This is a genomic window from Streptosporangium sp. G12 (genome assembly GCF_052983175.1).
In genome coordinates this window covers 15,744-34,428 of record NZ_JBRIQO010000028.1, presented here as the reverse complement: position 1 = coordinate 34,428, position 18,685 = coordinate 15,744, and the positions used below count along the sequence as shown (strand labels likewise).

18 protein-coding genes are annotated in these 18,685 nt (G+C 70.9%); 7 read left to right on the top strand and 11 right to left on the bottom strand.

Features of this window, described 5'->3' with window-relative positions:
* Positions 1-136: 136 nt before the first annotated feature.
* Complete coding sequence (locus tag ACVCAG_RS35470) at positions 137-1,144, bottom strand: NAD(P)/FAD-dependent oxidoreductase (RefSeq protein WP_447191179.1); 1,008 nt, start codon at positions 1,142-1,144, stop codon at positions 137-139.
* Between the two features lie 102 nt (positions 1,145-1,246).
* Between ACVCAG_RS35470 and ACVCAG_RS35465 the strand changes: the two genes are divergently transcribed.
* The 3 genes from ACVCAG_RS35465 to ACVCAG_RS35455 all read left to right on the top strand — a co-directional run bounded on the left by ACVCAG_RS35465 (position 1,247) and on the right by ACVCAG_RS35455 (position 4,174).
* Positions 1,247-1,840 carry a helix-turn-helix domain-containing protein gene (locus ACVCAG_RS35465; protein ID WP_440081351.1) on the top strand — a complete coding sequence of 198 codons (594 nt, stop codon included), beginning with the start codon at positions 1,247-1,249 and terminating at the stop codon, positions 1,838-1,840.
* A 128-nt stretch (positions 1,841-1,968) separates the two neighbouring features.
* Positions 1,969-2,841: a class I SAM-dependent methyltransferase gene (locus ACVCAG_RS35460; RefSeq protein WP_447191178.1), complete on the top strand. Its 873-nt coding sequence runs from the start codon at positions 1,969-1,971 to the stop codon at positions 2,839-2,841.
* Positions 2,842-3,100: 259 nt separating this feature from the next.
* Complete coding sequence (locus ACVCAG_RS35455) at positions 3,101-4,174, top strand: YihY/virulence factor BrkB family protein (RefSeq protein ID WP_447191177.1); 1,074 nt, start codon at positions 3,101-3,103, stop codon at positions 4,172-4,174.
* Positions 4,175-4,301: 127 nt separating this feature from the next.
* Here ACVCAG_RS35455 and ACVCAG_RS35450 read toward each other — a convergent pair whose 3' ends face one another.
* Both ACVCAG_RS35450 and ACVCAG_RS35445 read right to left on the bottom strand, forming a co-directional pair.
* Positions 4,302-6,542 (bottom strand): family 2 encapsulin nanocompartment cargo protein terpene cyclase, encoded by a 2,241-nt coding sequence (locus ACVCAG_RS35450; RefSeq protein WP_447191176.1) that lies wholly within the window; start codon positions 6,540-6,542, stop codon positions 4,302-4,304.
* A gap of 510 nt (positions 6,543-7,052) precedes the next feature.
* A complete protein-coding gene (locus ACVCAG_RS35445) occupies positions 7,053-7,265 on the bottom strand; it encodes a hypothetical protein (protein WP_440081355.1) in 213 nt (70 codons plus the stop codon).
* A gap of 190 nt (positions 7,266-7,455) precedes the next feature.
* Here ACVCAG_RS35445 and ACVCAG_RS35440 point away from each other — a divergent pair, with 190 nt between their 5' ends.
* Together ACVCAG_RS35440 and ACVCAG_RS35435 are read left to right on the top strand one after the other, a co-directional pair.
* On the top strand, positions 7,456-8,466 hold the full coding sequence (locus ACVCAG_RS35440; protein WP_440081356.1) for a hypothetical protein: 1,011 nt from the start codon (positions 7,456-7,458) through the stop codon (positions 8,464-8,466).
* On the top strand, positions 8,453-9,637 hold the full coding sequence (locus ACVCAG_RS35435; protein WP_440081357.1) for an ImmA/IrrE family metallo-endopeptidase: 1,185 nt from the start codon (positions 8,453-8,455) through the stop codon (positions 9,635-9,637). Before ACVCAG_RS35440 ends, ACVCAG_RS35435 begins: the two co-directional genes overlap by 14 nt.
* 129 nt (positions 9,638-9,766) lie before the next feature.
* Here the strand turns inward: ACVCAG_RS35435 and ACVCAG_RS35430 are convergent, their stop codons facing one another.
* The 7 genes from ACVCAG_RS35430 to ACVCAG_RS35400 form a co-directional block, all read right to left on the bottom strand.
* Positions 9,767-9,991, bottom strand: a complete 225-nt coding sequence (locus tag ACVCAG_RS35430) for a hypothetical protein (RefSeq protein ID WP_440065842.1) — start codon at positions 9,989-9,991, stop codon at positions 9,767-9,769.
* 145 nt (positions 9,992-10,136) lie between these two features.
* Complete coding sequence (locus tag ACVCAG_RS35425; protein ID WP_447191175.1) at positions 10,137-10,724, bottom strand: TetR/AcrR family transcriptional regulator; 588 nt, start codon at positions 10,722-10,724, stop codon at positions 10,137-10,139.
* Positions 10,725-10,889: 165 nt separating this feature from the next.
* Complete coding sequence (locus tag ACVCAG_RS35420) at positions 10,890-11,351, bottom strand: hypothetical protein (protein ID WP_440065840.1); 462 nt, start codon at positions 11,349-11,351, stop codon at positions 10,890-10,892.
* 218 nt (positions 11,352-11,569) lie between these two features.
* Positions 11,570-12,382, bottom strand: coding sequence for an SAM-dependent methyltransferase (locus ACVCAG_RS35415; protein WP_447191174.1), 813 nt, complete (start codon positions 12,380-12,382; stop codon positions 11,570-11,572).
* A 145-nt stretch (positions 12,383-12,527) separates the two neighbouring features.
* Complete coding sequence (locus tag ACVCAG_RS35410) at positions 12,528-13,442, bottom strand: Scr1 family TA system antitoxin-like transcriptional regulator (protein WP_440081360.1); 915 nt, start codon at positions 13,440-13,442, stop codon at positions 12,528-12,530.
* A gap of 180 nt (positions 13,443-13,622) precedes the next feature.
* The gene (locus tag ACVCAG_RS35405) at positions 13,623-14,312 is read right to left on the bottom strand and encodes a hypothetical protein (protein ID WP_440081361.1); all 690 of its coding nucleotides are present in this window, start codon (positions 14,310-14,312) and stop codon (positions 13,623-13,625) included.
* A gap of 326 nt (positions 14,313-14,638) precedes the next feature.
* A complete protein-coding gene (locus ACVCAG_RS35400) occupies positions 14,639-16,132 on the bottom strand; it encodes an Nramp family divalent metal transporter (protein ID WP_447191173.1) in 1,494 nt (497 codons plus the stop codon).
* Between the two features lie 239 nt (positions 16,133-16,371).
* On the opposite strand from ACVCAG_RS35400, the gene ACVCAG_RS35395 reads away from it, so the two are divergent.
* Complete coding sequence (locus tag ACVCAG_RS35395; RefSeq protein WP_447191172.1) at positions 16,372-16,836, top strand: PepSY domain-containing protein; 465 nt, start codon at positions 16,372-16,374, stop codon at positions 16,834-16,836.
* Between the two features lie 181 nt (positions 16,837-17,017).
* The gene (locus ACVCAG_RS35390) at positions 17,018-17,803 is read left to right on the top strand and encodes an NIPSNAP family protein (RefSeq protein ID WP_440081364.1); all 786 of its coding nucleotides are present in this window, start codon (positions 17,018-17,020) and stop codon (positions 17,801-17,803) included.
* 123 nt (positions 17,804-17,926) lie between these two features.
* Here the strand turns inward: ACVCAG_RS35390 and ACVCAG_RS35385 are convergent, their stop codons facing one another.
* Positions 17,927-18,592 (bottom strand): hypothetical protein, encoded by a 666-nt coding sequence (locus tag ACVCAG_RS35385; RefSeq protein WP_440081365.1) that lies wholly within the window; start codon positions 18,590-18,592, stop codon positions 17,927-17,929.
* Positions 18,593-18,685 lie beyond the last annotated feature (93 nt).

The following is an 18,685-nucleotide window of genomic DNA, read 5'->3' as shown; positions in this document are numbered from 1 at the left end:
GGTGTACTCATGATTTCCTCACAGAATGGGCATGCCGAGCCGGTGCCGGGCAGGGCCGGCCGGCGGGTGAAAGGGGTGGGTGGGGCCTGGCGGACGCAGGGCGGGGCGGGCCGGGCGGCCGGGCCCCAAGGGGATGTCAGGGGGCGGGCGTCTCGTCCCGTGCTGCGGCGAGCGCGGCGTCGGTGTCTGCGGCGGCCAGCACGGCGTTGATGTGGGAACCGGCCAGGGCACCGGCCGCGGCGGAGGCGCCGACCTGGGCGGAGAGATCGGTGGCGTTGCCCGCCACCCACACGCCCGGCACCTCGGTGGTGCCGGCCATGCCGGAGACGAAACGGCGGCCCATGGTGTCGGGCAGGTCCTCCATCGGCAGTTTCAGACCGTCCAGGCCCTCGGTGCGGGCCTGCATCTGCGTGGCGACCGCAAGGACGCGGCGGGCCACAACCTGCCCGTCCGTCAGGCGCAGCCCGGCGAGGGTGCCGTCCTCGCGGTTGACGACCTCCCGCACCGGGGTGTCGACGATGCGGATGCCGCGGGCGGCCAAGCGCGTGCGGGTGTCCCCGTCCAGGGGAGTGCCGTGGGTGAAGTAGGTCAGGTCCTTGGTCAACTGGCGGAACAGGAGCGCGTGGTGGACGGAGGCCGGGCCGGTGGCGAGGACGCCGATGGGCTGATCGCGCACCTCCCAGCCGTGGCAGTACGGGCAGTGCACCACACCGTGTCCCCAGTGCTGCCCGAGGCCGGGGACCTCGGGCAGCACGTCCCGCAGGCCGGTGGCCACCAGGAGGCGGCGCGCGGTGATGCCGCGGCCGTCGGCCAGGGTGAGGGTGAAACGCAGGTCCCCGTCGGCTGACGGGGCGGCCGGGGCGGCAGAGGTCACCTCGCCGAAGACGACGCGCCCGCCGTACTGGCGCACCTGCTCGCGGCCCCGCCGGAGGATCTCGTGCGGTGGGGTGCCGTCCAGCACGATGAAGCCGTGCATGGCCGCAGCCGGCGCGTTGCGCGGGGAGCCGCTGTCGATCACGACGACCGAGCGGCGGGAGCGGGCCAGCATCAAAGCGCCGTTCAGCCCTGCGGCGCCCCCGCCGATCACCACTGTGTCGACGGTCCCACCGGGCAGTGCGTCGCTCGCGTACGGAGAAGTCGTCACAGCCATGTCCTCCTGCTCTTTCGTCGTGCGCGGTCCCGGACGGTGCGGACCCTTTGCACACGACGCTAACCCGCATTGCACCTAAGGCATACAATGTTGCCTATGACGCAAGAAAGTGGAGAGCTGGACAGCCTCGTGCGCAAACGCATCCGCGCGCTGCGGGTGGCGCAGGGCTGGTCACTGGAGGAACTGGCCACCCGCGCCCACCTCAGTCAGTCCTCACTGAGCCGTATCGAAAACGGCCAGCGCCGCCTCGCACTGGACCAGCTGGTCACCCTCGCCCGCGCCCTGGACACCACACTGGATCAGCTCGTGGAGACCGCCACCGACGACGTCATCACCAGCCCGATGATCGACAGCACCCACGGCCGGATGCGCTGGCTTCTGAAGGCCTACCCCGGCATGAGCGTGGTGCGCCAGCGCCTGACCGACCCCCCGCCCGACAACCCCGCCCGCATGCGCGCCCATCCGGGGCGCGAGTGGCTCGTCGTGCTGTCCGGCACCGCGATCCTCCTGCTCGGCCAGCGCCGTTTCCGCGTCGAGACCAACCAGGCCGCCGAGTTCCCCACGATGATGCCGCACGCGATCGGCGCCGAGGGCGGGCCCTGCGAGATCTTGGGCCTCTTCGACCATGACGCACGCCGCGGCCACCAGCGCGACGACGGCGGCAGCGACGCTCAAGGCTCTCCCGGATGACGGCGCGAGTCGCACGACCGGCTCCGCATCAGTGACCTCTTGCGCGCCAGGCAGCACCCGCGACCATCCTCTTGCGCAAACGGCAAGATGTCACGCTTCTGGCGCATAGAGCTCCTAATGTGAAGAGCATGAACCAAACACATACGCATATCTCCCACCACGGTGCTTCGCACGGCCACCACCACGAGCAGGACACCAGCGGCCAGGCGGAGATCCTCGACCTGGACGCCGAGGTCCTCGCCGAGCACACAGCCTCCATCACCGCATGGCTGCCGCTGAAGACAAGCCCGCGTCAGATCGTGGACCTGGGCTGCGGCACGGGCGCGGGCACCTTCGCCCTTCTCGACCGCTTCCCCGACGCGTACGTCACCGCCGTCGACACGTCCGTCGAACACCTTCAGCGCCTGCGCACCAAGGCGTGCGTCCGCGGCGCCGAGAAACGCGTGCGCACCGTGCAGGCCGACCTGGATGAAGCCGCCTGGCCCGACCTCGGCTCACCGGACCTGATCTGGGCATCGGCCTCGATGCACCACATGACCCACCCTGAGCGCGCGCTGCGCACCGTCCACGACACGCTCGCGCCCGGCGGCCTGTTCGCCGTCGTCGAACTGGCCGGCCATCCCCGCTTCCTGCCCGAGGGCGCCCCCAAGGACCGGTCCGGCCTGGAAGAGCGCGTCCACGCCGCAGCCGACCGCCGCCAAGCCGAACACATGCCCCACCGCGGCGCCGACTGGGGCCCGATGCTGACCGCCGCCGGCTTCATCGTCGAAGACGAATGCACCATCGCCGTGAACATCGAGGGCGACCGCAGCAAAGCGATCGGCCGCTACGCCCTCGGGGTCCTGCAGCGCATCCACAGCGTCATCGCCGACAGGCTCTCCCCCGAGGACCTCACCGCGCTCGCCCAGCTCCTCGACGTCAGCAGCCCGCACTGCATCCTGCGCCGCGACGACCTGACGGTACGCACCGAACGCACCGTTTGGGCCGCCCGCCGTACCTGACCGCGAAGGTCTGTCGACCAAACGCCTCCGGCACAAATCCGGTAGTGACGGAGGGACCCGTCACAAGATCGCGACAAAGAGAAGCAGCGTCAGGATTCCCTCGCCGAGCTCACCCTGAGTAGCTGATCATCGAAAGTGGGCCAGAACCCGCTCTCTCGTGGCAGTTGGTAACGACGGCGAGCCGCGTCACTCCGGAGGTCACCACGATCGGCCGGTTCACAAGCGGTGAAACGCCCGCCTGAGGGTAGAGTGCGCCGTCATGAAGGCCACCCCCGGGGCGAGCCGGTGGACCAGCGGGTTCGTCAGGGCATGGGCCGCGATGCGGCACCGGTGCGGCTGGTTCGACCACCTTGTCCGGGCCGCCGTCCACTACGACCGCACCGACGCGGGCCGCCTGTCCGCGGGCATGACCTACTACGCGTTCTACGCCATCTTCGCGCTGGCCCTGCTGGCCTTCGTGATCATGGGTCACGTGCTGGACACGCCCGCCGCGATCGCCCAGGTGGAGGGTTACCTGAGCGACACGTTCCCGCGGCTGGACGTGCAGGCGCTGCGCGACGCGCGGGACACGGCCGGGGTGATCGCCTCGTTCGGCCTCCCGCTGACCGGCCTGTTCTGGATCGACTCGATGCGCTCCTCCATGCGGGCGGTCTGGGGCCTGGAGCAGTATCCGGGCGACTTCTTCCTCCGGTGGCTGATCGACCTGGCCGTACTGGTCATGCTCGGCCTGCTGTTGTCGGTCTCGCTGACCCTGTCCTTCGGCGCCCAGACCGCGCTGACCTGGCTGGCCGGGCAGACGATCGGGGTCGAGGCACTGCCGGCGCAGTGGACGCTGTCCGCGGTCGCCTTCGTGCTCGGCATCTGCGTGAACCTCCTGCTGTCGATGGCGTTGCTGACGCTGCCTCCTCGACTGCGCCTGTCGCCGCGGCGGGTGATCGGACCGGCCCTGGTCATCACCATCGGGCTGGAACTGCTGAAGACGATCGGACAGGTCTATCTCAACTTCAGCTCGGCGAGTCCGGCGTACCAGGTCGTCGCGGGCGCGGTGGGCATGCTGCTGTTCCTGAAGCTGGTGAACGTGCTCATCCTGTTCGCCGCCTCGCACGCCGCGACCAGCGGTCACGGCACGGTCATCGACCTGACCACGCGGCGACCCGTGGGCGAGCCGCGCACGGAGGTCGTCACCGCGCCGGCGATCCCCGAGATCAGGGCGGAGTCGCCGGCGCAGGCGGAAGCGGAGACGGAGCCAGAAGCGGAGCCGCGACCGCAGGCGCAGGCACCGCCGCGCGCCAGGCCGCGCAGGTACGACTTCAGAACGCGGCGAGCGCGCTGACCTCGCCGGCGGGCAGCCGTGACCCTCCAGAAGGCCGGCGAGCCGACAAGGCCGCCCTCGCCCACCTGCCGCGCCGGCCCCGCCCGGGAGACAGCGGGACGGCTTCGGCCCCGAACCCCCCGTCCTGTCAGGGGAGCGGAGCCGGCACCACCCGTAGCGGCGATCCGACGCGCGCGGCCGCGGTGCCGAGACCGGCGGGAGCGCCGACCGGGCGGACCGTCGCGGGCGGGTAGCGCAGCTCGGACTCGTCGTAGCGGCGCGTCTTCATGTGCCACAGCAGCACGCCGGCCATCCAGTCCTGCAGCTCCGCCACGTATCCGTTGAGCGCCTCCCTGGCCTCCCCGTCGAGGTCGAAGTCGTCGCAGAGAGCCGGGAGCTCGGTGGCGACGATGTGCTCGAACTGCCGCATCCGGGACGTCATCAGGTCGTTGACGATGTCGGCGGCCTGCCGCGCGTCGCAGTTCAGGAAGTCCTGGACCACCAGGACGCAGTTGTGCAGCTCGCCCTCGAACTGGATCTCCTTCTGGTACGAGCAGAGGTCGTTGACCAGGCAGGCGTAGTCGGCGGCCGAGTCGTCCAGGCCGCGCATCGTCCGGGTGTCGTAGATCTCGGGCGGCACCGCCTGGCCGTGGGCCAGCCGCGACAGGCTCATCGTGAGGTCGGAGCCGAAGGTCCTGCGGCGCATCTCGATGTAGTCGACCGGGTCGGGGACCCGGTTCTGGATGTGGTTGGCCAGCTCCCACAGCCAGCTCTCCGTCATGTCCTCGACGGCCCGGCGGAACCCGGCGCGCGCGGCCTCCGACATGGGGGCCGCCGTACGGAACCACAGGTCGGCCAGGCCCCGCTCGATCGGGTTGACCGGCGGCGGGGTGGCGGAGAGGTCCAGCGGCATGAACGCCGACAGCCGCTCGTTGAACACCTTCGCGCCCGCCATGTCGCGGCGCGGCCCGAACACGACCGGGAAGTAGTCGTCGGCGTAGGTCCCCCAGGTGAGCCAGAACGTCGAGATGTCCAGCTCGGGACCGGGGGCGTCCGGATTGATGGCGCCGGCGCAGATGGCGAAGTCGTAGGTGTCGAGCTTGTGCTCGGTCCAGACGGCCAGGCCGGGGAAGCCGGGGAGCTGCTCGAACATCCCCATCTCGCGCGCCCATTCCACGGCGTTGCGGCGGGAGGCGTCGAGGTGGGGATTCATCCGGGCGGTGTACGGCATGTAGATCTCGGGCAGCGGCAGCGGCCCCACCTTCCGGAGGGGGACGTGGGTGTGGCTTCTGACGCCCCCCGGCCCCGTGACGCCGGGCGCCAGCCTGATGCGCGCCGCCGAGACACCCAGGCCGGTCGGCCCGCCGAGCAGGGCCGGGGCCACCGGGGCCGCCCGCGAGGCCCCGTTCATGTAGCGGCTGGAGCGCATGTGCCACTCGTGGCCGCCCGACTGCCAGTCCTGGAGCCCCTTGACGTAGGCGAGGACGTCGAGGCGGGACCTCAGGTCCAGGCCGTGCTCCTCGAAGAGCGGGGGCAGCTCGGTGAGAACGGTGTTCTCGAACTGGTGCAGCCGGGAGGTGATCAGGTCGTTGACGGCGTCGGCGGCCCGCTGGGTGTCGTAGCCCAGGAAGCGCTCGAAGACCAGCACGCCGTTGCTGAGCTCGCCCTCCTCGCCGACCTCGCGCTCGTAGGAGAAGAGGTCGTTGCGCAGGTGCACCGCGTCGGAGAAGGTGTCTCTCAGCACGCGCATCGGCCTGCTCGCGGCGACGGCGGCCGGGACCTCGGCGCCCGCCGCGTGCTCGACCAGGTTGGCCGACCAGGGGGCGCCGCCGACCTTGCGCCGCATCTCGACGTACTCGATCGGGTTGGCAACGCGTCCCGCGTTGATGTTGGCCAGCTCCCACAGGGACTCGTCGAGGAGGTTCTTCGTGCTCTCGACGAACCTGGCCCGCCAGCCGGCGGACATGGCCGGGATCGTGCGGGCCCACAGGTCGGCGAGGCCACGCTCCACCGGATTCTCCGGCTCGGGGGACGGGCCCGTGGGACGCACCGGCATGAAGGCCGCCAGCCTGTCGAGGTACTCCTTGGCCCCGGTCAGGTCGCCGCTGCGCTTGAAGGTCTCCAGGAAGTGGTCGTCGAAGAAGAACACCCACACGTACCAGTCGGTGATGAGGTCGAGCTCGGCGGCGGGGGCGTCGGGGTGGGTGTAGGCGCACAGCAGGCCGTAGTCCATGGCGTCGAGCTTGTGCTCGTCCCAGATGCCGAGCTCGGGGTCGAGAATGCCCATGTCGTGCGCCCAGGCCCTGGTGTGCTCGCGCGCGGTCTCCACGTGGGGGTTCAGCCTGGCCGGATACGGCAGGTAGAAGTCAGGGAGCTCGAAGGGTTGCATGTTCTGTCCTTCCATATCTGACTTCGACGCTTTCGGGAACGCCCTGGGCATCGGACGCCGGGACCGCGACGGAGTAGCGGGTGGGCGGATCGGCGAGACGGCCTGCCCTCCGGAAGCCTCGCCAGCCAGAACGTTACGCAATGACCACGGAGAGTGAAAGGGATTGCCATGAATACCCACGGCGCACCCGTGGCGCGCTCCGGTCCCGCCCGAGGTCCCCGAGGTCCCCGAGGTCCCCGAGGTCCCCGAGGTCAGGGTCCGGGCGTGGCCGCGGGTCTCCGGTGCGGAGCGGGGTCGGGCTCCGGGTCCCGGGACGGGTTCGGGGCCGGGGCCGCGGTCGAAGCCGGGGCCGCGACACCGGTCCCGGACGCGCGGGAACCCTCGCCCGTCCGGCACCGGGGACCGGCGAGGGCGGGCGAGGGCGGGCTAGGGCAGGCGCGGACGAGCGGGGACGGGCGAGCGCCGGTCAGAACCGGCGAGCACCCGGCCAGGACCGGCGAGGCCTCTCGATCAGGACAGCCGATGCGCGCCGGCCGACGTTCCGGCCAGGACGGGACGTCGCACGCCGGTCGCGAGGTCACGGAGCATGTCGGCGAACGCGAGCGCCTGTTCCGGTGTCATGCGGGGCTCGGTGCCGACGTAGAAGACCACGATGTCGCCGCTCGGGGACGTCGTGGCGGTGAACGGGAGGGACGGGGAGATGACCATGATGGGAGCAATCATTGCCTGTCCCACCGACAGTTCACAGTTCATTTAGCCCCGGCTCCACACCCTCGACCCCTAATCCTCGCCCCTGCCTGCCGGGATCGGCCCGGCCGCGGTCCCGGCGGGGAGTCAACCGTCACCAACCGCGACACGAGAGACACGCAACATCAACTAGAGCTTCGGCGGGAGTATGATGCGCGGAAATGAAGTGTCGGCGACGATCGCCCGGCACGGAACGAAGTCCGAGCGGAGGTCGCCGATGGGCGCGGGGTCGTCGTTGTCGTCCCAGGAGTCGTCCCCGAGATCGTCCCAGGAGGGACCGGGCAGGACGAGGTCGGGCCGGGTGCCCGGCCAGGGGGCGGACCGGGTGCCGGGCCGGGTGTCGAGCTGGGCGAGCGAGCGGTTCGGCGACCGCGCCGACGCCGTACGCGGGCGGCTGGCCGCGTCGCTGCTGGAGGCGATGGGCAACGCGCAGGACGCGCAGAGTTCCGGGCACAGCGACAAGCGGTACACCTACGGCTTCACCATGATGGCCAGGCGCTACGAGGCGATCGCCGAGGGGCTGCGCGACGAGCCGGGTTTCCAGCTGGTCAGGCCGCACGGCTCGCCGCACCACCTGGTGGTCCTGGGCGGCAACCTGCTGCTGCCCTTCCGCTACGCCGAGGACGACCGCACACCGATCTCCGAGGCCCGCGTCAGCGACGGCCGGATCTCCTCGCTGGTGCGCGAGCTGTTCGACCGGTTCGGCCCGGCGACCTCCTACCGCCAGGAGGAGCTGGACCTGACGCTCGGGGAGGAGTCCGTCCAGCCCGCGCAGGAGGAGCTGGACCTGTCCGCCGGGGCGGACGGGCCGGCCACGGTGCGTCCCGCCCTCACCGGGCTGCCCGGCGACACCCGGCTGGTCCCGATCGCCTACGCGGGCAACGCGCAGGCCGGCCTGCTGCGGCTCTACTGGGGAGAGGCGGAACTCATCGACGAGTTCGGCAGGATCCGGTGGCTGCACCACGAGCCGATCCCGCTGACCGCCGCCTCCCCCGGGGCCGTCCGTGGCCGGTGGACGGCCGAGCCCGGTGCCGCGTCACGCTTCGACGACGGCCTCGTACCCACCCTCGCGTTGAGCACGAGGTCTCCGGTCGAGCGGAAGAGTGGCAAGATCTTCCCCGTAAGCAGCGAGGCACCCGAGGAAACCGTGGTCACCGGCGACAATGAGCAACCGTAACCAGCCCCCTCTGTTCGGCGCTCCCGGCGTCTCCGGGAGCGGCGGGCCGAGCCCGCAGGCCGTGGCGGACGCGTTCGACCAGGGACGGCTGACCCAGGCGCGACAGCTCGCGGGGATGACCAAGAAGGATCTGGCCGAACGGATCGGCGTCACTCCCGCGGCGGTGGGGCAGTACGAGACGGGCATGACCCGTCCCCGGCCCGACCTCGTTCCCCGCCTGGCCGACGCGCTCGGCGTACCGCCGGCGTTCTTCCTGCTGGGCCGGCCGCACGGCAAGCTGGACGGGTCCATGGCGCATTTCAGGAGCCTGCGCTCCACCCGCGCGCACCAGCGGGCCAAGGCCGCGGCCTTCGTCGAGCAGGTGTGGGAGCTGGCCCACGCCCTGGAGAGGCAGGTCAGGCTGCCGCACGTCGCCCTCCCCGGCTTCTCCGGCGGCGAGGTCCACTCCGGCGTGGAGCTTCCCAGCGACCCCGCCCAGGCCGCTCGCGCCCTGCGGCGACTCTGGGGGCTGGGCACCGGCCCGCTGTCGCACATCGTCCGGCACATGGAGGCCCACGGGATCGTCGTGGTCCTCCCGCCGCCCGACGAGGACGCCACCACGGTGGACGCCTTCTCCACCTCCCAGCTGCCCCGTCCGATCGTGGTGCTGACCGCCAACCGGTTCGACGACATCCACCGCTACCGCTTCACCGCCGCCCACGAGCTGGGGCACCTGGTTCTGCACGGCGACACCGCGTCGGGAGACACCCAGCAGGAGCGGGAGGCCGACGTCTTCGCCGCCGAGTTCCTGACCCCGCGCGACAGCATCCTGCCGGAGCTGCCCGGCCGCCTCGACCTGCGCAGGCTGGTCGAGCTCAAGCACACCTGGGGCGTGTCGGTCGACTCCCTGCTGTACCGCTGCCGCGAGGTCGGCCTGATCTCCGATTCGGCGGCGAGCCGCGCCTACCAGCGGCTCAAGACGCTGCGCGACCAGCCTGGCTTCGCCGCCGAGCCGATCAGCGGCTATCCCGGCGAGCAGCCCGTGCTGCTGCGCAGGGCCTTCGACCTGGCCGTCTCCGAGACCGGCCTCACCATGGCGCGACTCGCCGCCCAGCTGGCCTGGCCCGTCTCCCGGGTGCGCGAGCTGCTCGACCTGCCCGACCAGCGCCCCGCGCTGCGCCTGGTGCCCTGACTCCCCGTCCCGGCGGGCACCGGCTTCGGATGTCCGTGCCCGCCGGAAGGCGTCCAGGACCCGGCTCCGCCCCGGAGTTCCGCGTGCGGCGCGGCGAGCACCGGGGCCGCGGATCCCGGCCGGACCGCACTACTCGTCCTCGACCCGCTCCTTGATCCACTCCAGGCCGTCCTGCCAGGAGGCGAAGGCCTGGAGATAGCGGCCGTCGCGGGCATGAAAGATGTGATAGCGGAAATCTCCGTTGCTGCCCGTGCGAATCAGGTCGTAGAGATCGCCTTTGGAGCGATACCACACGCACTCGCCGTCAGCGGGACGCGAGGGCGATGCGTAGGCGAACTCACGTGTGATGGACATGGGACGGATGCTACGGACCGGCGAATCAGCAGGCAATGCCGTATCTATTTCATTCAGGGATAAAGTTCGCGCTCCCTGAGAACCCGGGAGCCCGGCGGGAAACGCGTGCGCGAGACCACCGGCACCGGGCGGGGAATCCGAGGGGCTACCGCCGGTCGGCGGACGCGGCGAGCTGGTCGATCAGCATCGCCAGCCGTCGCTCGTGGTGGTCCGCCGGAAGACGGCCGCTGCGGGTGAGGGTGACGAGACCGTGCACGGAACCCCAGGCGACCTCGGCCAGGATGCCGGTGTCGCGGCCGGCGGCGAAGGCGGCGATCGCGTCGCGGAACTCGGTGAAGGCGGCCTGGAGCGGGGCGGGGGTGTCGGGACGGCCGAAGGGCAGGTCGACGGCGAGGGTGAGCATGGCGTCGTACAGCGACGGGTTCAGGCGGGCGAAGCCGGCGTAGGCGTGGGTCAGGGCGGCGAGCGCCTCGCGCGGGGTACCGGCCGTCGCGCGGGCCTTGCCCAGCTCGGCGGCGAGCTCGGCGAAGCCTTCCAGGGCGACGGCCGCCACGATGGCGTCCTTGCCCGCGAAGTGGCTGTAGAGGACCGGCTGGCTGTATTCGATACGCTCGGCGAGACGGCGCGTCGTGACCGCCTCCCATCCCTCGGCCTCGGCCAGCTCGCGAGCGACCGTCACGATCAGCCGATGGCGTCGCGCCCGCTCGCGCTCGCGGCGCTCCTGTGTGGACATCCCGCAGATGCTAGCACCGCTATCGAGCCGATCCCCGCTAGCAATAATGCCGCTCGCACATCTAGCACCGCTATGGCAAGCGATGTCCGACGGGCGGGTGCCCGGACGTGTCGCGGCCCCGGCCCGTGCCGGGCGCGTTCGCCCGGCACGGGCCGGCCGCGCTCGTCACCCGGCGGGCGGCGTGGGGGTCGGGGTCACCCGGTGGTCGGTCAGGTGCAGGTCTCCGCCCAGCGTCACGCGCAGCTCGTCCAGGACCTTCCTGGCGCCGAGCACGGTCCACAGCTCCCCGACCAGGTGCGGGTTGTACTCCGGAGCCTGGTCCATCCACTGGTCCTTGCCGGACTGGGTGACGAAGGTGCTGATGAAGAACTGGCCGACGGAGGTCTTGCAGGCTCCCGTCCGGATGTCGACCGCGTCGACCTGGATCCGGGGCTTGCAGTCGACCTTCTTGGCGAGCTGCTCGACGGTTGGGGGCGGGCCCGCGGGGGCCGCGATTCCGGCCGCGGCGGCGGGGGAGCTCACGGGCTGGTCCGCGCTGCAGGCGAGGGAGAAGGACAGGGCGAGAATCACCGTGGCGACCACCCGGGCGTTCCTGGCGACACCGGTCTGGCGCGAATGTGTCAACATCCTTCAGATACGCTCACCGGCTCCGGCGGGTTCACCGTTTCCCGGCCCGGTGTCGGCCGAGGGGAGCTTGAGGGAGCCGGGGGCCGGCGGGGCCGCGGCCCCGTCCGGTTGCGAGGTCTCGGTGTCTCGGACGCCCGCGCCCGGGGGCCGCCGTCCGTGCGCCCCGGGGATCCTCGTCCGCGCTCCCCGGGAGGAGCGCGGACGGGGGCTGGACGGTCCTACGGGACGCGCCCGACGGCTCCCACGGTGACGGCTCCGGCTCCCGGCGGGATGACGACGTCGCCGGAGTCGGGCCGCCAGTCGTAGACGGGCACCAGGCCGGGTTCGAGCATCTCCAGCCCGTCGAACAGACCTCGGATCTGGGTGAGGGTACGGGGGAAGATGCCGCCCGCGGTGGTCGTGCCGTAGACGCCGCGGCCCTGGCGGACCTGCTCCTCGGTGAGGTCGCCCGAGGTGACGTGGGAGATCACCACATGGCTGCCGGAGACCAGCCGCTTCCCGAAGGAGGCGGCGATGCCGGAGACCGCCTCGTCGTCGGCGACGAAGTGCAGGATGGACACCATGAGGACGGCGACCGGCTGGTCGAAGTCGATGCGCTCGCGGACGTCCGGGTGGTCGAGGATCGCCTCCGGCTCCCGCAGGTCCCCGGGGATCACGATGGTCTGCGCGTTGTCGGCGAGCAGCGCGCGGGCGTGGACGAGCACGATGGGGTCGTTGTCGACGTACACGATCCGGGAGTCCGGCGCCTCGCGCAGGACGACCTGGTGCACGTTCTCCTGCGTCGGCAGACCCGTGCCGATGTCGATGAACTGGCGGATCCCCGCGGCGACGAGATGCCGCACGGTGCGCCCGAGGAAGGCCCGGTTGGAGCGCGCCACGTCCTTGACGTTGGGGACGAGCTCAACGATCTTCTCTCCGGCGATCCGGTCGGAGGCGAAGTTGTCCTTGCCGCCCAGGTAGTAGTCATACATACGGGCCACACTCGGGACCGCAGGGTCGATTCCCGGCGGAGCCTGCTCGTGCTCGGTCATATCCTCGCCTTCACCACGTCTTTCCCGCATGGTAGACGAGCGACCGACACCTTTAGATCATGAACCGATATTTCGCCTGATGACTGGATAAGTCAGCTCCCAGTCATCGGACATCGCGATTCCCCTGAAACCATGGCAAGCCCGGTCAGTCCGAGAGCTCCTCGCGGAGGTCGCGCAGGAACCCCTTGCTCTCGGAGACGGAGTACGCCTGGATGCACAGGCGGTCCATGACCTGCATGTAGTGGTCGGTCTCCTCGAGCTTGTCCACGTACAGGGCGCTCGTCAGCTGCTCCATGTAGACCACGTCGGGCAGGTCCCGCTCGGGGAAGCGCAGGATGGAGAACGGGCCACCGGCCGCGGCGTGACCGCCCCGATCGAACGGCATGATCTGCAGCCTGACGTTGGGCAACTCGACGACGTCGAGCAGGTGGTCGATCTGGGCGCGCAGCACCTGGGGCCCGCCGATGGGCCGGCGCAGCACGGCCTCGTCCATCACGGCCCAGAGCGTCGGGGCGTCCGGCCTGGTCAGGCGCTCCTGGCGGGCCATGCGGAGCGCGACGCGGCGGTCGACCTCGTCCGCGGTGGCGCCGCCGTGCACGAGCATGATGACGGCCCGCGCGTATTCGGGACTCTGCAGGAGGCCGGGGATGAACTGCACCTCGTAGGTCCGGACGATCGAGGCGGCCTCTTCGAGCCCGACGTAGACCTCGAACCAGTTGGGGAGCAGGTCTCCGTACTTGTGCCACCAGCCGGGGGCGTTGGCCTGGCGGGCCAGCGTGAGCAGCGGGGCCCTTTCCTGGGTATCGGTCACCCCGTACATCGTCAGCAGGTCCGCGACATCGCGTTCCTTGAAGCCGACCCTCCCGAGCTCCAGCCGGCTGATCTTGGCGTGGGAGGCGCGGATGGCGTAGCCGGCCTGCTCGCGGGTGATGTCCCTGGCGACGCGCAGCCTCCGCAGCTGGGCACCCAGGAGAATCCGCAGGATGGTGGGGCCGCCACCGCCCGCGTACGCGAGAACGCCGCCTTGCTCGCCGCTGTCTTCCGCGGTCTGTCTGGCCATGTGGGCTCCCTGTCGCACCTCTCTACGGTGCCACAGTTTCACATATACAACGCGTTTCGCACAGCTCCGTTGCACACGCACTTGCGTATGCACTTGCAACCGCAAGTGCATACCGAGACAAATCTCCTTTCCGCCGCTTTCCCACCCGGCGGACCGTGTCCGAAACCCCCCGGCACGGCGCTACAGTCCCGACGCGAGGTCGTACGTGTTCTCGCGCATGTCGCCGTGCGCGTCGCCGCGGAAGGCTCCCCGGCTCGCGGCGGCACGGCGCGACAACATGCCACGCACGATGTCGCGCAGCTCGCTCATCTCCCTCGGCGACAGCACCCGGCTGAGACGGCGCTCGACCACGCCCCCGCTCAACGGTTCCGGCGCCCTCGTCACGTTGAGATAGCCGGACAGGAACGCGATCCTGAACAGCTTCTCCTGCGAGGGCGACTCGGCGGAGGACCGGCCGGGCACCTTGACCGGCCTCGCCGCGTCCGCCCCGTCACGGGACACCTCCAGCCCGGGAAGCAGCAGGTGGGCGGCGGCCCGTTGCAGGGCGAGCCCGTACGCGCGCATGGATCCGTCAGGCGAGAAGGAGACGATCGAGCGCCCGACCGCCTCGGCGGAGTCCGGCGACAGGTCGGCGATGCCGGTCTCCTCGCCAAGGCAGGTGTAGACGCGCACCACCTGCTCCCCCACGTACCCCGGCTGGACGTGCTGGGAGAGCGTGACGGTCACCGTGGACCCGTCGGGATTGCGCAACTCGGCGATGTCGGCCGCGTGGGTGACGTACGTGGTGGAGTGCTCGCGCTCGCACCACGAGGGGCACGAAGCCCCAGAGCGGGGGTGAAGAGTCCCGACGGAGGCCGTGATGTCGTCCATCCCAATCCTTCCAGCGTGGAGGTCCGCGTCATCGAGGGTGTGCGGGCACGACGGCGGATCGCGCCCGGCCGCGAGCCGGGACCACAGCTCGGGTCCAGCCTCGCGCCACCGGTTTCGAGGTCGCTTTCGCCAGCAGGTACGCAGGATCGGCGTGCCGGGTTCAGCCGACGTCACCCGCCCCCTCCACCGCCGTCCTCCCCCGCCATCGCACCGCGTCCCCGCGACGGAGGTCCGGCACGGGAACGCGGGGACAGGGGGACGCGGGGACATGACCGGCCAGGACAGGAGCGGTCGGGCCGGAGAGGGATCGGCGGGCTCGGGAGGGGTCAGAAGGTGACCAGCGGATCGCCGATGAAGTCGGCGATGAAGTTGACGAAGAAGAAACCGAAGAACAGGAAGTTCAGCACCAGGATCACGTAGTGCCACCAGCGGGGACGTGCCGGGCGGGGCAACCTGGCGTTGAGGTACATGAGCATGAACGGATAGATCAGCGCGCCCAGGTTGGACATGTTGGCCGACCACTGCACCAGGCTCACCGGGAGTGCCAGGTGCAGCACGACGGCGATGACCACCAGCAGCCCGAACATGAACGGGTAGTAGAACCTGCGGGGATCACCCTCGATGAGCACCCGCAGCCGGGGGCTGGTGGCGTGGGCGGCGTCGGTCACCACCCGGACCATCGCCTCGAAGATGCCGAGCTGGGTGGAGAAGAGGATCAGCACTCCCAGGATCAGCGCGCCGACGAACATGGCCTGGCCGTATTCGTCGCCCAGGGCACTCGCCACGAACGTCGGGACGTTCTCCTGGGTCGGCCGCTCGCCGGACAGCTCGACCGCCCTGGCCATCAGGATGGTGGGCAGCAGCATCCCGAGGACGGCCCCGACGAAGAAGACGCCCCACATGTCGACCAGCAGCAGGCGGTACCAGCGGCGCCAGCGGCCCGCGTTCGCCGCGTCGTCCGGGAAGGTCACGCCGCTGGCCAGCAGCTCGCTCTTCGGCCCGCGCATCCCGGCGATGAACCCGGTCCGGTAGCCCATGCCGTAGCCCTTGTCGCGGTAGTGGCCCATGACGTACCAGTTCAGCCCGGAGGCGAGCGCGGTGAACCCGGCCAGCGCGCCGAGCTGGGTGGCGGTGATCCCCGCCGGTGGCGCCGCGGGGGTGACGAAACCGCGGATCGCGTCCCACCAGATCTCGAACGGCACCACGAACAGGTCGATGACCAGCAGCGCGACCAGGATCGTGCTGATCATTCCCCAGTTGGCGAGTTCCAGGGCCCGGCTGATCTTGCGGGCGGCGGCGGTGATGGCGAAGACGAGCAGGAGCAGGCCGATCGCCCACAGCCGGGGTTCCTCGGCTCCGGCGGGTGCGATCTCCCCGTGGACGAGCGCGTAGACGCCCTGCCCGGCGGAGGCGGCCCAGCCTCCGGCGATGAACGCGAAGATCACGACGAAGACCGAGAGCGGCACCCAGAGCTGGAAGCCGGGCGGGACCCGCCCCCAGCCGACCACCGGCGCCTCACCGGTGGCCACGACGTAGCGCGAGCACTCGACGTTGTAGAAGGTCTGCAGGATGGCCGAGATCAGGATGACCCAGCCCACCCCGACGAACCCGTACTGGCCGACGGCCTGCGGTCCCAGCAGCCACTCGCCGCTGCCGATGGAGATGCCGAGCGCGATGAGGCTGGGACCGACGGCGTACTTGAACAACTCCTTCTTGCCGAGCCGGGAGACTCCGAAGACCTCCTCGGGCTCGGGCAGGTCCGCGACGGCGAGATCCGGGCGGCTGACTCCGAGCGGATGGGACCGGGTGACTTCAGTCATGGCGATCCTCCAGGGTTGGAACCCCCCTGCTCCGACAGTGATCCTCTGACCGCACTTCGGCAAGACCCCATTCGTGATGTCCCCGCGGTCATCTCCCGGATTCCCGTGCGGTCCCCGGCGACCGGATCGCACCGAGGCGGGTGCGGGAAGACAGGGAGCCGGAGCCGCTCGACGGCCTTAACCTGCCTTTAGGGTTTCCGCAGCGTGCCGCTAACGGGAGCCCCGGCAGGCTTGGGGACATGCGAAACACGACGAAACTCACCATCGCCGCCGCCGGACTTCTCGCCGTCGTCTCCGGAGGCGGCGCAGTAGCCTTCGCCGGAACCGCGACGCCCACCCCGGCCCCCAGCGGTACGGCGACGACTCCCGTACCGGTGACCGAGACGCCCGGGACCCGGACCACTCCCGCGACCCCCGCGCCCGGCGAGGCGGAGGCCAAGGTCAAGCGGGACGCGGCCATCAAGATCGCTCAGGACAAGGTGCCCGGCGCCAAGCTCGTCAAGGCCGAGTTCGACGGCGACGAGATTCCCACCAGCTGGGAGATCGAGCTCCTCGAGGGTGACGTCGAGCACGAGTTCGACGTCGACGCCACCAGCGGCGCGATCCTGGAGCAGGACCAGGAGACCGAGACCGCCGCCGAGCGGGCCGCCGACGCCGCCGACGACGCCACCGACACCGACACCGACGACCAGGACGACGACTGACGGGGTTACGACTGACGGCGAAGGAGCCCGTGACACCTCGCGTGTCACGGGCTCCGCGCTCGAACCGGCCGGACACGACGGTGGCGGCCCGGCCACGGGAGCAGGTCACTGACGCAAGGTGTCAGTGACCTGCTCCTAGCATGCGGGCACCACTGAGCAGTTCCGGGAAGGACCGATCACGGTGACGAACGACGCCCGTCACGGGCAGGCGGAGAACACCTGCTGCCCGATCCTCGAACTGAGGCGGTACACGCTGCACCCCGGCAGGAGGGACGACCTGGTCACCCTGTTCGACAGGGAGTTCGTCGAGTCCCAGGAGGCCGTGGGCATGCGCGTCGTCGGCCAGTTCCGCGACCGGGACGACCCGGAGCGGTTCGTCTGGCTGCGCGGGTTCCGTGACATGGAGTCGCGGGCCGGGGCGCTGGCGGCCTTCTACGGAGGACCGGCGTGGAAGGCCCACCGCGACGAGGCCAACGGGACGATGATCGACTCGGACGACGTCCTGCTGCTCCGCCCGTCGGCCCCGGGAGCGGGCTTCGACCTGTCGGGCGCCGCCCGTCCCGCGGCGGGCGGCGCGGCGACGGCCGGTCCCCCTGCGAGCGACGAGGCGACCTCGTCGTGGTTCACCGCGACCGTCTGCCACCCGGACGTACCCGGCGACGAGTTCGCCCGGTTCTTCGATGACCGGGTGGCGCCGCTGCTGGCGGAGACGGGCGCCGCCCCGCTGGCCCGCCTGCGGACCGAACACGCCGAGAACACCTACCCCGCATTGCCGGTACGGACCGGCGAAGACGTCTTCGTGTGGTTCTCCGCCTTCGCGAGCCGGGAACGGCACGACGAGCACGCCGCACGGCTCGCGCGTTCGGCGAGGTGGACACGGGAAGTGCTTCCCGAGCTGTCGGCGCGCCTGGTCGCTCCTCCCGAGCGGCTGAACCTGACGCCGACGGCGAGATCCCTGCTCCGCTGACCCGGGCCGCGGGCGAGACTCCATCGACCCGGGCCATGCGCGAGACTCCGCCGCCCCCAGCCGCGGGCGAGACTCCAGACCCGACCCGCCCCGTGGGCGAGCCGCCCGGCCCGCCCCCGGCGGTCAGCGTCGCCGTACCCGGTAGGCGAGAGCCGTGAGAGCGGCGATCCCCGCAAGCGCCGCCAGCACGTACGGGGGCCGCCACCAGGTTTCCTGCTCCACGACCGCGACGGTGGTCGTCTCCACCGGTGAGCCTCCGGCGGGCGCCGCCGCCGGAGTGGCGGCGGGCGTGGGGCCGGCGAACTCGGAGGGAGTGCCGTCGCCGACGGGGACGCCCGGCGGGCGGATCACGCCCCAGTAGTCCCGCTGCGGCTGGGCGGCGATCGACCGCTTGAGGTCCTCGGGAATCGGGGCGACCTCCAGCCGGCCGGGCACCGTCAGGGTGCCGATCCGGTGGGGTGCGAACCAGCCCTGGATCCCCTCCACCTCCCAGGTGCCCTTGGGCAGGGAGACCGCGGCGGCGTAGTGGGCGGGCTCCTTCAGCTCCACGCCGGAGAACGTGAAACTCCTCGTGCCGTCGGTGAACTTCAGCGCGACCTCGCCCAGGTCGCCGCCCTCGTACGGGTGGGTGCCGTGCTGGAGCAGCCAGAAGCCGAGGGTGTACGTCGTGTCCGGGCTCGTCACCGGGACCGGGTCCATCACGGTGAGTGCCCAGCCTCCCGCCCGTGCCGGGGCGCCGAGGGCGAGCAGGGGGACGATGAACGCCAGGAGGAAAAGGATTCTTCTCATGCGGGAGGTACACCGGCCGGGCCTGCCGGGTTCCCGCCGCCGCGCGGAGCGCCTCCCGGACGCCGAGATCGCGGGACCGGCGAGCGGGACCGG